Annotated in this window: 12 protein-coding genes; 7 read left to right on the top strand and 5 right to left on the bottom strand. The window is 66.3% G+C overall.

What is annotated here, in order from left to right:
• The first annotated feature begins 37 nt into the window (after positions 1–37).
• The 3 genes from CP557_RS08620 to CP557_RS22520 all read left to right on the top strand — a co-directional run bounded on the left by CP557_RS08620 (position 38) and on the right by CP557_RS22520 (position 2095).
• Entirely contained in the window at positions 38–784 is a 747-nt protein-coding gene (locus tag CP557_RS08620) for a precorrin-8X methylmutase (protein WP_097379518.1), read from the top strand.
• Positions 781–1623 (top strand): cobalt-precorrin-7 (C(5))-methyltransferase, encoded by an 843-nt coding sequence (locus CP557_RS08615; RefSeq protein ID WP_097379517.1) that lies wholly within the window; start codon positions 781–783, stop codon positions 1621–1623. The genes CP557_RS08620 and CP557_RS08615 overlap by 4 nt, the downstream gene beginning before the upstream one ends.
• Positions 1624–1951: 328 nt before the next feature.
• A complete protein-coding gene (locus CP557_RS22520) occupies positions 1952–2095 on the top strand; it encodes a hypothetical protein (protein WP_169924358.1) in 144 nt (47 codons plus the stop codon).
• Between the two features lie 502 nt (positions 2096–2597).
• On the opposite strand, the gene CP557_RS08610 is transcribed toward CP557_RS22520, so the two are convergent.
• The 4 genes from CP557_RS08610 to CP557_RS08595 form a co-directional block, all read right to left on the bottom strand.
• The gene (locus tag CP557_RS08610; protein WP_097379516.1) at positions 2598–5177 is read right to left on the bottom strand and encodes a heavy metal translocating P-type ATPase; all 2580 of its coding nucleotides are present in this window, start codon (positions 5175–5177) and stop codon (positions 2598–2600) included.
• A gap of 85 nt (positions 5178–5262) precedes the next feature.
• A complete protein-coding gene (locus CP557_RS08605; RefSeq protein WP_097379515.1) occupies positions 5263–6009 on the bottom strand; it encodes a helix-turn-helix domain-containing protein in 747 nt (248 codons plus the stop codon).
• Positions 6010–6154: 145 nt separating this feature from the next.
• Positions 6155–6523, bottom strand: coding sequence for a cupin domain-containing protein (locus tag CP557_RS08600; protein ID WP_097379514.1), 369 nt, complete (start codon positions 6521–6523; stop codon positions 6155–6157).
• Between the two features lie 652 nt (positions 6524–7175).
• Positions 7176–7526: a nuclear transport factor 2 family protein gene (locus CP557_RS08595; RefSeq protein ID WP_097379513.1), complete on the bottom strand. Its 351-nt coding sequence runs from the start codon at positions 7524–7526 to the stop codon at positions 7176–7178.
• 271 nt (positions 7527–7797) lie between these two features.
• On the opposite strand from CP557_RS08595, the gene CP557_RS08590 reads away from it, so the two are divergent.
• The 4 genes from CP557_RS08590 (at position 7798) to CP557_RS08575 (ending at position 10799) form a co-directional block, all read left to right on the top strand.
• The gene (locus CP557_RS08590) at positions 7798–8577 is read left to right on the top strand and encodes a DUF7847 domain-containing protein (RefSeq protein WP_211290191.1); all 780 of its coding nucleotides are present in this window, start codon (positions 7798–7800) and stop codon (positions 8575–8577) included.
• Positions 8578–8994: 417 nt separating this feature from the next.
• Entirely contained in the window at positions 8995–9252 is a 258-nt protein-coding gene (locus CP557_RS08585) for a hypothetical protein (RefSeq protein WP_143825059.1), read from the top strand.
• Between the two features lie 591 nt (positions 9253–9843).
• Positions 9844–10464, top strand: a complete 621-nt coding sequence (locus CP557_RS08580; protein WP_245852962.1) for a nucleotidyltransferase domain-containing protein — start codon at positions 9844–9846, stop codon at positions 10462–10464.
• Positions 10461–10799, top strand: coding sequence for a hypothetical protein (locus CP557_RS08575; protein ID WP_245852960.1), 339 nt, complete (start codon positions 10461–10463; stop codon positions 10797–10799). The genes CP557_RS08580 and CP557_RS08575 overlap by 4 nt, the downstream gene beginning before the upstream one ends.
• Positions 10800–11050: 251 nt before the next feature.
• Here CP557_RS08575 and mct read toward each other — a convergent pair whose 3' ends face one another.
• On the bottom strand, positions 11051–12226 hold the full coding sequence (gene mct / locus CP557_RS08570; RefSeq protein WP_097379510.1) for a succinyl-CoA:mesaconate CoA-transferase: 1176 nt from the start codon (positions 12224–12226) through the stop codon (positions 11051–11053).
• Between the last annotated feature and the right edge of the window lie 80 nt (positions 12227–12306).

Below are 12306 nucleotides of genomic sequence, written 5' to 3'. Positions count from 1 at the left end.
CGACAGCCGATAGCCGCTACCGAGCGAGTGATACCCGATGACTGATCAGGACTTCGAAGAGGAGTACGCCGATCTGGGAGCAACGACGCAGAACGCGATGGACATCGCGGAGACGAGCATGGACATCGTCAGGCAGTTCACGCCCGACGAGACGCTGGCCGACCGCGTGCGACAGAAATCGGTCCACTCGATGGGCGACATCGAGTTCCAGCATCTCATCGAGTTCACGGGGAGCGACGACCTCGGTGCCGACGAGGACGCGCCGGTTCGTGCCGGCGCGCGAGCCGTACTCGAGACGGCCGACATCTTCACGGACATCACGATGGTGAAAGCCGGCGTCACGGGCCGGGGCCACGACTGCGACGTCTCGAAGGCCATCGGTCACGGGAAGGAACTCGCCGCCGAAACCGGAATGACCCGAACCGCCGCGGCGATGCTCGAACTCGACAAGGAGGACGCCTTCGAGGACGCGATCGTCACGATCGGGAACGCGCCCACGGCCGCGCTGGCGCTGGCGGACTGCATCGAGCAGGGAACGCGCCCGGCGGTCGTCGTCGCGAACCCGGTCGGCTTCGTCAAGGCCGAGGAGAGCCGCGGGCGCATCCGCGAGGTCAGCGAGGAGTACGGCGTGCCCGCGATCACCCACCGCGGCCGCCGCGGCGGCAGCGGCCTCGCCGCGGCCCTGACGAACGAACTGATCCACGTCGCGACGGACGCCCGAACCGACGAGATCGACCTCGAGATGGACGCGGAGACGCGGGCCGCGGACGGCCGGAACCGATGAGCGACGAGTACGACCTCGACGCGGGACCGGATCCGGCGACGTTCGCCGCGGACGCTGCAGAGCCCGATATCGACGAGGAGGGCGCTGCGCCGGAGGGGCAGCGAGACGGAGGCGGTGAAACCGCCGAAGCCGACGACCCCGTCTACGCCGTCGGCGTCGGCCCCGGCAATCAGGAGTATCTCACGCCCCGCGGCGAGCGGGCGATCCGCGAGGCGGACGTCGTCGTCGGCTTCACGACCGTCGTGGAGTTCATCGAGGACCTGACCGACGCCGACCTGCTGACCTGTGGCTACAGGGACGAAGCCGAGGCGCTCGAGGAGTTCGCCGAGCGCGTCGCCGCCGGCGAGTCGGGAACCGCGGTCGCGATGGGCGATCCCAACCACTCGGGCTACCAGTTCGTCGGCAAGGTCCAGGCTGCCGTCGAGCGGGAGGCGGGGAATCGAGGGGCCGATCCGAGACTCGTCCGCGTCGTCCCCGGCATCTCGTCGCTCCAGGTGGCCGCCAGCCGCGCCCGGACGCCCATGGAGGACACCGAGTTCGTCACGCTGCACAAAAGCGGCGACCTCGAGTCGGAGATGGACAGGCTCGCCGCCGCGGTGGGCGAGCGCCACCTGCTCGTGCTCCCGCGACCCTACGACCGGATGCCCGGCGACATCGCGGCGTTCCTGCTCGAGTCGGGTGCCGATCCCGACCTCGAGGCGCTGGTCCTCGAGAAGTTGACCCACGACGACGAGGCGATCCATCGGTTCACGCTCGACGAGTTGTCGGCTCACGCCGGTGGGAGCGGGACGGACGACACGCCGTTCTCCGATCTGGTCGTGCTGGCAGTTCGACGCTGACGACATCGGCTGCCCGCTCGAGGGAGGGCAGTCGTTGCTCGACCGTCCGTCCTGCAGTGGCTTCCCGAGAGTTCGGGCGCTCCAAACGAGTAGCAACGAACGAGCCCCGTCTCTCCTCCGACGACAGATCGCGCTGGATCAGCCCGGACGGACACGAGCGAACTGGCCGTTCTCGCCTGCGACACTCGGGCGGCCACTGTCGTCGCAACTGAAACGGTTTCCACACTGATCGCAACGCCGTCGTGCGATCTGGTGTACGAGCTTCAGTTGCTACTATCGACCGTTCCGATCGGAGCGGCTCCGCTCACGTTTGCGTGGGTTCGTTTCGGTGCCGTACGAAATCGCGTCCACGATGGACGAGGACACCACCGATGTATGCGATCGTACCGAAGACGATCGACGCGCCTGCAGCGACCGCAAGTCCGACTGGATCGAGGAGAAACGCGAGTTGTCCGACGAACGAATGACTTGAAAGTCCGAGGAACGCCCACTCAGCGTAAAATCCTTGGTAGGCGGCGAATAGCGAGACCCACGCAGCGATCAAGCCACCACGCCGGTATCCAACGGTGGCAGCCACGATGAGCCCGACGGACGTTGCAGTAGCTGGGAGAAAAATGACCCCACCCGCTACGGTGAACAATCCGATCGCGTACGCGGCGAAAGTCCCGAAGAAGACGATAGGTGCGGCGAGAAACGTGAGATTTCGCTCAAACCGGTTGCCGAGGAGGTGGCTACGGAGGGCACGTCTCATACACTGGTCTTCTTATGTATCTGTCATAGTAGTTGGGACGGTTGCACCACTCCGGGAAAGCGAACTGGTCGGCGATATATCTTCTGAGTGCTGTGTAATTCACCGAAACTACTCGGTCCGATCGGTCGTGGGCGGCCTGAGAATCGCTCGACGACGGCCCTCCTGTATCCGGCTTTGGCCACCGATATCGCCGCTCGAGTCGACCGAGACCGGGTTTCGATCGTCACTCGTCGGCGGGTTCGATCGCGTCCCCGTCGCCGTCGGCCAGAGCCGCCGGGAGCTCCGGCTCGACGTTCGCCAGCCGCATCGCGTTGCCCGTCACGCCGAGGCTCATCCCCATGTCGCCGATGACGACCGCGTGGATGACCGTCACGATGCCGGGCACCGCACCGACGGCGAGGACGGCCTTCACAGCCAGACTCGCCCAGATGTTCTGCCGAATGACGCCGTTGGCCGTGTTCGAGAGCCGGTAGAGGTACGGCAAGCGCGTGAGATCGTCGCCCATCAGCGCGACGTCGGCCGTCTCGAGGGCCGTATCTGTCCCCGCCGCGCCCATCGCGATGCCGACGCCCGCCGTCGCGAGGGCCGGCGCGTCGTTGATCCCGTCGCCGATCATCGCGACGCGGCTCCCGTCCCCATCGCCGCCGTCGTCGCCGTCGAGTCGCTCGATCCACTCGAGTTTCTCGTCGGGGAGCAACTCGGCGTGGTACTCGTCGATCCCGACCTGCTCGGCGATCGCGCGGGCGGTCCCCTCGTTGTCGCCGGTGAGCATCACGACGCGGATCCCCCGTTCCTGCAGCCGCGAGACGGCCCACTCGGCTTCGGGCCGGACCCGGTCCGCGACGCCGATGACCCCCAGCGGGCCGTCCTCGGTGCCGACGACCACCACGGTCTTGCCCTCGGCCTCGAGCGTCGGGACGATGTCGCTCGCCACGTCGAGACAGCCCTCGCGCTCGCAGTCCGGTCGGGCGTCGGCCGACTCGAGGATCGTCCCGCCGTCGGTCGTCGCGTGCGTGTGCTCGAGGTCCGCAAGCCCCTCGAAGAGGGCGGGTTTCCCGACGTAGTGGGTCTCTCCGTCGATGTCGGTTCGCACGCCCTTGCCGGTCAGCGCTTCGAACGCCGAGACCTCCGGCTCGGCCGGGTCGATCCCCCGTTCCTCGGCGTAGCCGACGATCGCCCGCCCGAGGGGGTGCTCGCTCCGACGCTCGGCCGCGCTCGCACGCCGAAGGACGTCGTCCTCGTCGGCTCCTTCCAGCGGGATGACGTCGGTCACCGACAGATCGCCCGTCGTGAGGGTCCCCGTCTTGTCGACCGCGAGGGTGTCGCTCTCGGCGACCGCCTCGAGGTGGCGACCCCCTTTGATCAGCACGCCGTTACGCGCGGCGCTCGTGATCCCGGAGACGACGCTGACCGGCGTCGAGATGACGAACGCACAGGGGCAGGCGATGACCAGGAGGGTCAGCCCGCGCAGGAACCACGTGTTCCACGACGCGTCCACGAGCAGCGGCGGGCCGGCGGCGACCGCGATCGCGAGGACGACGACGATCGGCGTATAGACGCTCGCGAAGCGGTCGACGAACTGCTCGCGTTTCGTCCCCTCGCGCTCGGCGTCCTCGACCAGCCGGACGATCCGGGCGATCGTCGAGTCCTCGGCCGCCTGCTCGACCTCGACCTCGAGATAGCCCGACTCGGCGATGGTCCCGGCGAAGACCTCGTCGCCCTCGCTCCTATCGACGGGGACGCTCTCGCCGGTGATCGGCGACTGATCGACCGCGCTCTCGCCCGCGAGGACGGTGCCGTCGGCGGGAATCTTCTCGCCCGGCCGAACCGTGACGACGTCGCCGATCGCCAGCTCGGCCGCCGGGATCGTCTCCTCGGAGCCGTCCGCACGCTTGACGGTGGCCGTGTCCGGCGAGAGATCCATCAGCTCCCGCAGGGAGTCCCGCGCCCGGTCCATCGAGTACTGCTCGAGGAGTTCGGCGACGCTGAAGAGGACGGCCAGCGTGGCCCCCTCGAAGGGGTGGTGGGCCCCGACCGCGGCGATGATGCCGACGCTCATCAGGAAGTCGATATCGAGGCTCCGATTGCGGACGGAGTAGTAGCCGTTCCGGAAGATCGGCACGCCGGCGACGGCCGCAGTGAGGATAAAGAGCAGCGACGAGAGGTCGTAGTTCCGGCCGACGACGCTAAAGAGGGTCGGGTCGGCCCCGGTGAAGACGAACTCGAGGGCCATCCCGACGGCCACGAGGACGGCACCGACGCCCGTAATGACGGCTCGCCGACTCCGCCAGACGGGTTGCTCGTCGCCGATCCCGTTGCCGGTCTCCCCGATCGGCGTCGCGTCGTAGCCTGCGGCCCCGATCGCGTCGACGACCCGCTCGGGATCGACCGTCTCGTCGACCGTCACCGTCACGCGGCCGGTGGTGGGTCGGGTCTCGATCGTTCCGATCCCGTCGACGCCCTCGAGGGCGTTTTCGACCTTGGTCGCACACGAGGCACAGTCCATGCCGGGGACGGAGACCGTCAGCTCCGTGTCCGCGGCGACGATCTCGTAGCCGGCCGCACGAACCCGCTCGCGGATCGCGTCGTCGCTCGTCCGGGTCGGATCGTAGTCGACGACGAGCCGACCGCTGGTCACTCGCGCGTCGAGGTCGTCGATCCCCTCGAGTCGCTCGACGCTGTTCGTTACCTTCCCGGCACAGGACGGACAGTCCATGTCGGGGACGCGAAGCTCGAGGGTCCGACTCGAGCCCGCGTCGTCAGCGGCCGATCCCGGCGGTGTCGGTGGTGAAGCGTCACTCATTACCTGTCCCTACTCACTCGTTACCTATACCGGTTATTCGGCGTGCGCCAACTTCCCCTTCGTCGCACGAGAAACTCGGTCCCGATCAGTGGCCCGCTGCGAGCGTCTCGAGCGAGTCGTCCTCGTCGACGAACGTCGTCGCGAGGCTCGCTTCGGCCCGGCGGAGCCGGTAGGAGAGCGTCGACCGCGGCACGTCGAGTTCGGCCGCGAGTTCGGAGAGGTCGATCCGCCGGGGCGTCTCGTAGTAGCCGTGTTCGACGGCGGCCCGCAGTGCGTCCCGCTGTTCGGCCGGGAGCGCGTCCTCGGCCTCGAGTCGGTCGCGGTCCGGATCGAGGTCGGTCAGCCGCAGCATCTCCATGCCGGTACACTCGCCGACCTCGTCGCCGAGTGCGTCGAAAAACTCGTGGACCGGTGCGTCGCTCCCGAGGACGATCCGCCAGCGGTAGCGCCGCCCCTCCCGGTAGGTCTCGAACAACAGCCCTTCGCCCAAGCGCTCGAGGGCGAGGTGGGGGACCGACGTACAGACGTCCGTCCGATCCCAGTAGGTGTAGACGACGAGTTCGTCGTTGCCGCGATCGAGGACCTGCGTTTCGCAGTCGGCTCCGCAGTTGTCTCGAACCAGACAGTCCGCACAGAACGTCGGCTCGCGGTAGGCGTCTTCGAGGGCTTCGATCCCCGCCGCGGACCCGGTCGCGTGGTCGACCCGCCAGAGGCTCTCGGGCGTGACGTGACACGACAGCGACCGAACCGTCGTCTCCGGATGCGACTCGAGGGTGTCCGCGACCGGGTTCGTTCCGGGATCGTACTCGAGGGCGAAGACGAGTTCTCTCACGGGTGACTAGTGGTGCTCGCGGGATGAATTGGGTTTCGGTCGTCGCCGTAGCGGGTCGGTCCGTTCGACGAACCGCCGGGGTCGCCGCTCAGCGCTCGCGGCTCGTGACTGCACTTCCGGCGTCGCTTTCCTCGGGTCACCCGTCTCAGCGATCCGGCTCGTACGGATCGAAGTCGTCGAGTTTGGCGTTCAACAGCAGGGCACGAACGGTGCCCTCGGCATCGGCGGGATTGAACGGACGGAGCGGGTGGCCCGGTTCGACGGCGAACCACTCGCCGCCGGCAACGACGTACTCCTCGTCGGGCGTCTCGACGTGCAGGTGGCCGTCCAGTACGTAAAACACCTCTTCGCTCTCCCGATGCGAGTGATACGGCGCGAACGACTCGCCGGGGTCGGCCTCGACGAGTTGGACGGAAAGCCGATCCAGATCGACCGCATCGTCGAGATAGTAGTGGTCGCCCGACAGGCCGTCCCTCGGTTCGACGGCCGTCGCATCAATGACAGTGTATCCCATGGGAACTGTAAGCATCGGGAAGTAATATACTATTTCCTTATTTACGGCATCGCTCCCGTGTACTGCAGTCGAAAACGGGACGTCGGTCGCGGCCGACGGCCCGTATTTGCAAGCGGGACGATTCACCCGAGCGCTTGGAACTCCGTCGACCCACAGGAACAAGCCGGCGTTCCGATGGGTCGGATACGGCCGTCCAAGAGCTCCTTCGCTGCGTATACCGAGTCGCAGCTGACGCACACGGCCACAACGCGGTTGTGGTCGCACAAGGCGATCACCCCATCGATACCAGGGGGAGATCGGTACTTCAATTCTCGTGCAGGATCCCCCGTCACTCCCTCGAGCCAGACAGTCATCGGCAGCGACAGGACGGGGACGGCTACAGTCCTGTGGCCCCTCGCGGTCGGATCCGGGACGTGTGTCGAATCGACCGCGATGCGTCCGTTTCCGCGAGCCGAGCGCTCGAGCGGGCGTGAGTTCGGACGGTTCGCTGTCCCGATGCCCGGCGCACCCTCAGTCGGTTCGCAGTTGCGCCGGCACTGGCTGACAGGAGTCAGTCTCACAGCCGATCGTCACCCGAGGCGGGAACGGAACGCCGGTGCTCACGGCGCGTCGAACGACGGGACGACGAGGGGGTGACCCCCGGCCTGTCGCGTCAGTCTTTCGGGGAGAGCTTCCCGGCGAAGCTCTGGAACAGGATCTCGTCGTCCGGGACGTAGAACGTGTCCGTGGCGAACTCGTAGACGTTCTCGGGCGTTTCGGCCTGCCAGACGATGTAGGCGAACTCGTCTTCGACGGTCTCCTGTTCCATGTCGATCGTGGCCCCCTCCTGTGAGAACTCGGCGAAGAGGTCCTCGAAGAGCCCCTCGATCTCGTCGAGCCCCTTGAAGGTCCCCATGTTGGTCACGACCACCGACTCCTCGGTGTAATCCTCCATGATGCCCGCCAGGTCCTGCTCGCCGAACGTCGACAGGTGATGCTCCAGTACCGCGTCAGTTGATGCCATGTGATAGCACACCCCTGTGGGGGCACAACACACACTGCTATGAAGATTTGGGACGGCGACGCCCGGCTGGCCCGCCGCTTTGGTCGGTCTCCGCCGCCCGTTCGACCGCTCGTCGACCCCGTGTTCGGGCCTCGAGCGTGGGGCCATCGATCCGGATCGGTTCGGGTCGCGGGGTCTCCGGCCACCCGTCGCGTCGTCGGTTCCGATCCCGCGTCCGCGTTCCTCGAGTCGTTCCCACACTTATATGTATAGGTGGTTGAAAAGTCAGGATATGGCAGTTGTTCAGGCCCTTCGGCGGTCGCCGGGCGCGCTCGTTCGGACGCCCGCACTCGTGGTACCCGCGATCGTGTTGTTGGCGTTCCAGCTCCCCCAGGTGCTCCTCCAGTCGACGAGACCGCTGTTGGCCTCGGTGCTGTCGCTTGGCGCGTCGGTGCTCCTCCTGGTCGCCGCCCCGTTCTTCCAGGGTGGGATGATCGGCATGGCCGACGAGGCACTCGAGGGGCGCAGTTCGCTGGGGACGTTCGTCGCCGCCGGGAAGGCACACTACGTCCAGATCCTGATCGCGTATCTGTTGCTCCTCGTGGTGAACATGATCCTCGGCGTGGTGTTCTTCTTCGCCGGGTTCGTCGCCTTGTTGTTCGGCCTCGCGGAGCTGGGGGCGCTCCCGGTGGTCGTGCTGGGCGGGGTCGCCGCCATCGTCGCGCTCATCTACCTCGTGTTCCTCTTCTTCCTCCAGTTTTACGCGCAGGCGATCGTCATCGATGGGGAGACGGCGCTCGACGGCCTCAAGCGGAGTTACCGCGTCGTCCGGTCGAACCTCCTGGCGACGATCGGGTACATGCTCGCGGCGGTCGTCGGCGGCGGCCTGGTCGGCCTCTTCGTCGGGGGCCTGTCGATGCTGGCCACGCCCGAGGCCGCGGAGCTGGGACTGCCCGTCCTCTCGACGGGCGGGCTGATCGCCGCGGGAGCGGTCGCGACGCTGATCAGCAGCGTCGTCTCCGCGTTCCTGCTGGTCTACTCGGTTTCCTTCTACCGGCTCGTCACCCAGTGAGGTGGCGGCCGTCGGTCGTGGTGGCCGACTCGAGGCCGTCGTCCCCGTCGTCGATCGAGACGCCGGCTCGAGGGTTCGGTTTCGGGCAGCTCGAGGGGGTCTCGAGTCCGGGACGGGAGGATCTCGAGCTGGTGTCTGGCGGTCGGCAGAGCTCGATCGCGGATCTTTTCCAACGTATTTGCAATAGATATAAGTTTCAACAGATAAACTCCCAAACTGGAAGCAGTCTCCAGAAAAGGGGGCTAGATGAAAACGCCCCGGGTGGGTGCACACCCGAGACTTGCTTCCAAATCCCATAGCCGGGATTTCGAAGCATGATTACGTTCATTCTACCGGGATATAAACGTCCCGCACGACACCCGAATCGCCCGACGGAACGAGCCCCAGCGCCAACCACAGTCGCGAGCGGTGAGTCCGATGTGTAGCGATCCTGACTCGAGCGATGTCGACCCTGGCTCGAGTACTGCCGAGTCCGGCACGAGCACCATCGCGTCCGACTCGAGCGATGTCGACCGCGACGAGAGCGAGCCCGTCGACCGCGGCTCGCAGTTCCTCCCCGACTGCCCGCGCTGTGGCACGCCCGTCGCCATCGTCTCCGTGACCGGCCCCGGTCGAGCCACTGCGGGCCCGTGTGGCTGCCTCGTTTCGCCGGGACTGATGAACCGCGAGCGCTAAGTGTGACCGCGGGGCTCGAGCCCCGGCGGTCAGCCGGCCGGCCGACGCGTTGAGTCGAACCACCTGACACACCACCCTATCGTCGACAGCACCCGTCTGCCGGCCGGTTCGCAAACGGGCCTCGAGCGTATTTTTGGACGCTGGAACCTCGAGAGACGCGTGATTCGGATGGCACTGAGACGACGAAAGCCCTCGGCGCGCCCGCAGCCGCGCTGGCGGATATCCGCGCGCGCTCACGGATCGCGTCGCGCTCCGTTCGCGGTGCTCGGATAGGGCCGCCAGCGCGACTCCCTTGCAGTGCGAGCCCGCCTCGCCCTTTCAGTCCGCCAGGGGGCTGCAGGCCTGCCCTTCCCCGAGTCGCGTGCCGCCGCGCGGGATCGCGCGGCGACACGCTCCCGGCCACGTGGCGCGCAGTTCAGTCCCCGAACCTCGAATTGTCACACTAAGAAAGCACTGGTAAGAGAGGGTCCTCGAGACCCGCTGTTCACGACCACAACTCATTTTCCAGGGTGGATACCAATTTTATCCATGGATAACTAGAATATCCGAACCGGACCCTCGGTTCGGCTCTCGCTTCCGGTTCCGGACGAGGTGTTCCGTCACTCCGCCTGCGGGCCGATCCTGTCCCTGCTCGCGGAGACGCCCCACACCGCGCTCGGGATTCGCGAGATCGGCCGTGCCGTCGACCGCCCCCATCGAAGCGTTTCGCTGGCCGTCGACGATCTCGAGTTGCTGGACCTCGTCACGACCCGCGTCGAGGGCGGGAAGAAACTCGTCCAGATCGACCGGACTCGACTCAGTACACCCGACGATCCGATCGTTCAGATTCCACAGGACGAGTTCCACGATCCCGTTCGGCGGCTCCGCTCCGAACTGCTAGAGCGACTCGAGGACGTCGCGGGAATTCTGCTGTTCGGCAGCGTCGCCAGGGGCAAAGCGGATCGAAAGAGCGATATCGACTGTTTCGTGCTCGTCCGGTCGGAACGCGCGACGAATCAGAAGCGCGCACACGAACTTGCACAGGAACTGGGCGAGGAGCAGTTCGACGGCGACCGGTACGAGTTTCAGGTACTGGTCGAATCTGACGACTCTGCGAGCAGGCAGCGAGACCGACTGCGGGAAATCGTCGCCGACGGGATCACGGTGTACGACACGTCGGAGTTGGCCGCCCTCAAAACGGAGGTGCTCACTGATGGACGGGAGCGACGTTGACGACGCGCTCACTGCCACTGAGGCGGTGTTCGAGGATACCCGCGGCCAAATCACCCGAAGTCGGACTCGACGTTGACGACGAGGCACTCGTCCAGCTCCGGAAGGCGTGTCGACTGCTCGAGACGGCGACGACGCTTCGCGAGCAGAACGGACACTATACCGTCGTCATCGAAACGAGTTTCGTCGCGATCGAGCGCAGCATCCAGTTCTACCTCATCCATAGAAACGCGGCGACCGGTGCCGGCCTTCGGCACGACCACGCCGCGGTTTACGAGCGAGCAGCCGAAATGAACCTCTTCAGCGAGTCCTTCGGCGATCGATTGCTCGCGCTCTGAAAAACGAACCGGGCGGCAGTATACTATCGCGAGGCGGCCGCAACCGCCGAACAGGCCGACGCGATCCTCGCACTTGCCGCGGCAGTCCACGGCTGCGTTCTCGAGTTCGCGTCAGCAGGGCACGACTGCATCTGTGACGTGTGATTGCCGTCCGTACAGAACAGCTCCTCATACGGACTCCTGTCAGTCAGTGCCGGCCCAGCCGCCAACCGCCCTGGGGGTGCGCCGGGACATCGGGACAGGGGACCGTCTCAGTCGTCGGCCGTCTCGGCTTCGGACTCCTCGCCCAGTAGCTCCTCGCGGTGCTCGTCGAGCAGCGGCGCGCGACCGCGGGGCTCGGGGTTGGTCTCGCTCATTTTGATCGGGGTGCCCGCGATCTCGACGTCCGTGTCGGCACCGGGCTGTTCGACCGGCACCAGCATGTCCCGCGCGTGGACGTGGTCGTCTTCGAAGATCTCTTCGGTGGTCTGGACCGGCGCGGCGGGGACCAGTCCCTCGAGCTGGCCGACGAGTTCGTCGTTGGTCTGCTCGATGGCCCACTCCGAAATCTCGCCGCGGAGGTGATCGCGGTGCTCGAGGCGCTCGGCGGTCGTGGGATACTCCTCGGCGAGGTCGTCTCGCCCCATCACGTCACAGAGTTCGGCCCAGTGGTTGTTGTTGAACGCGGCGATGACGGCGTAGCCGTCGGCGGTCTCGAAGGCGTTGTAGGGGAACAGCGTCGGGTGGGAGTTGCCCCGCCGGGTTGGGGCCTCGCCCGTGTACGACTGCTGGTAGATGGCGCGTTCGGTGAAGCTGAGCATCGAGTCGTACATGGCGGTGTCGACGTACTGGCCCTCGCCGGTCTGTTCGCGGTGGTTCACGGCGGCGAGGATCCCGATACAGTTCAGCGTCGCGGTAAAGAGGTCGCCGACGCCGGGCCCGGTCTTGGTCGGCGGGCCGTCGGGCTGGCCGGTGGTTTCCATGACGCCGCCCAGCGCCTGCGCGATGAGGTCGAAGGAGGGCTGGCCCTGTCGGTGGGTCTCGCCGGTCCGCGGGTCGCCAAAGCCCCGAATCGAGGAGTAGATGATGTCCTCGTTGTACTCTTTCAAGGTCTCGTAGCCCAGGTCGTACTTCTCCATCGTCCCCGAGCGGTAGTTCTCGACGACGACGTCGGCCTCCTCGACGAGCGAGAGGAAGTCCTCGCGGTCTTCCTCGTCGCCGAGGTTCAGTTCGAGACTGCGCTTGCCCCGGTTGACGCTCTGGAAGTAGCCGCCGTAGGCCTCCTCCTCGGGATCGTCGACGAACGGGGGGTTCGATCGGATCATGTCGCCGCCCGGCCGTTCGATCTTGACGACGTCCGCACCGAGATCCGCGAGTAACATCGTGCAGTACGGCCCAGCGAGCACCTGGGTCAGATCCACAACGCGAAGGTTCGAGAGCGCTCCCATGTGTGTATACCACCCTTCCGAAACCACTACCAAAACCCTTACCATCGATCATGTAGTTGTCTCCGGGTACCAATGGTCGT

It is taken from the genome of Natrinema ejinorense (assembly GCF_002494345.1).
GTDB lineage: Archaea > Halobacteriota > Halobacteria > Halobacteriales > Natrialbaceae > Natrinema > Natrinema longum.
This window is presented reverse-complemented; position numbering and strand designations above follow the sequence as displayed.

Excerpts from the sequence above, each read along its gene's own strand:
- CP557_RS08620 (WP_097379518.1), top strand. The coding sequence starts at position 38 with ATGACTGATCAGGACTTCGAAGAGGAGTACGCCGATCTGGGAGCAACG.
- CP557_RS08615 (WP_097379517.1), top strand. The coding sequence starts at position 781 with ATGAGCGACGAGTACGACCTCGACGCGGGACCGGATCCGGCGACGTTC.
- CP557_RS08610 (WP_097379516.1), bottom strand. The coding sequence starts at position 5,177 with ATGAGTGACGCTTCACCACCGACACCGCCGGGATCGGCCGCTGACGAC.
- CP557_RS08600 (WP_097379514.1), bottom strand. The coding sequence starts at position 6,523 with ATGGGATACACTGTCATTGATGCGACGGCCGTCGAACCGAGGGACGGC.
- CP557_RS08595 (WP_097379513.1), bottom strand. The coding sequence starts at position 7,526 with ATGGCATCAACTGACGCGGTACTGGAGCATCACCTGTCGACGTTCGGC.
- CP557_RS08590 (WP_211290191.1), top strand. The coding sequence starts at position 7,798 with ATGGCAGTTGTTCAGGCCCTTCGGCGGTCGCCGGGCGCGCTCGTTCGG.
- CP557_RS08585 (WP_143825059.1), top strand. The coding sequence starts at position 8,995 with ATGTGTAGCGATCCTGACTCGAGCGATGTCGACCCTGGCTCGAGTACT.
- mct (WP_097379510.1), bottom strand. The coding sequence starts at position 12,226 with ATGGGAGCGCTCTCGAACCTTCGCGTTGTGGATCTGACCCAGGTGCTC.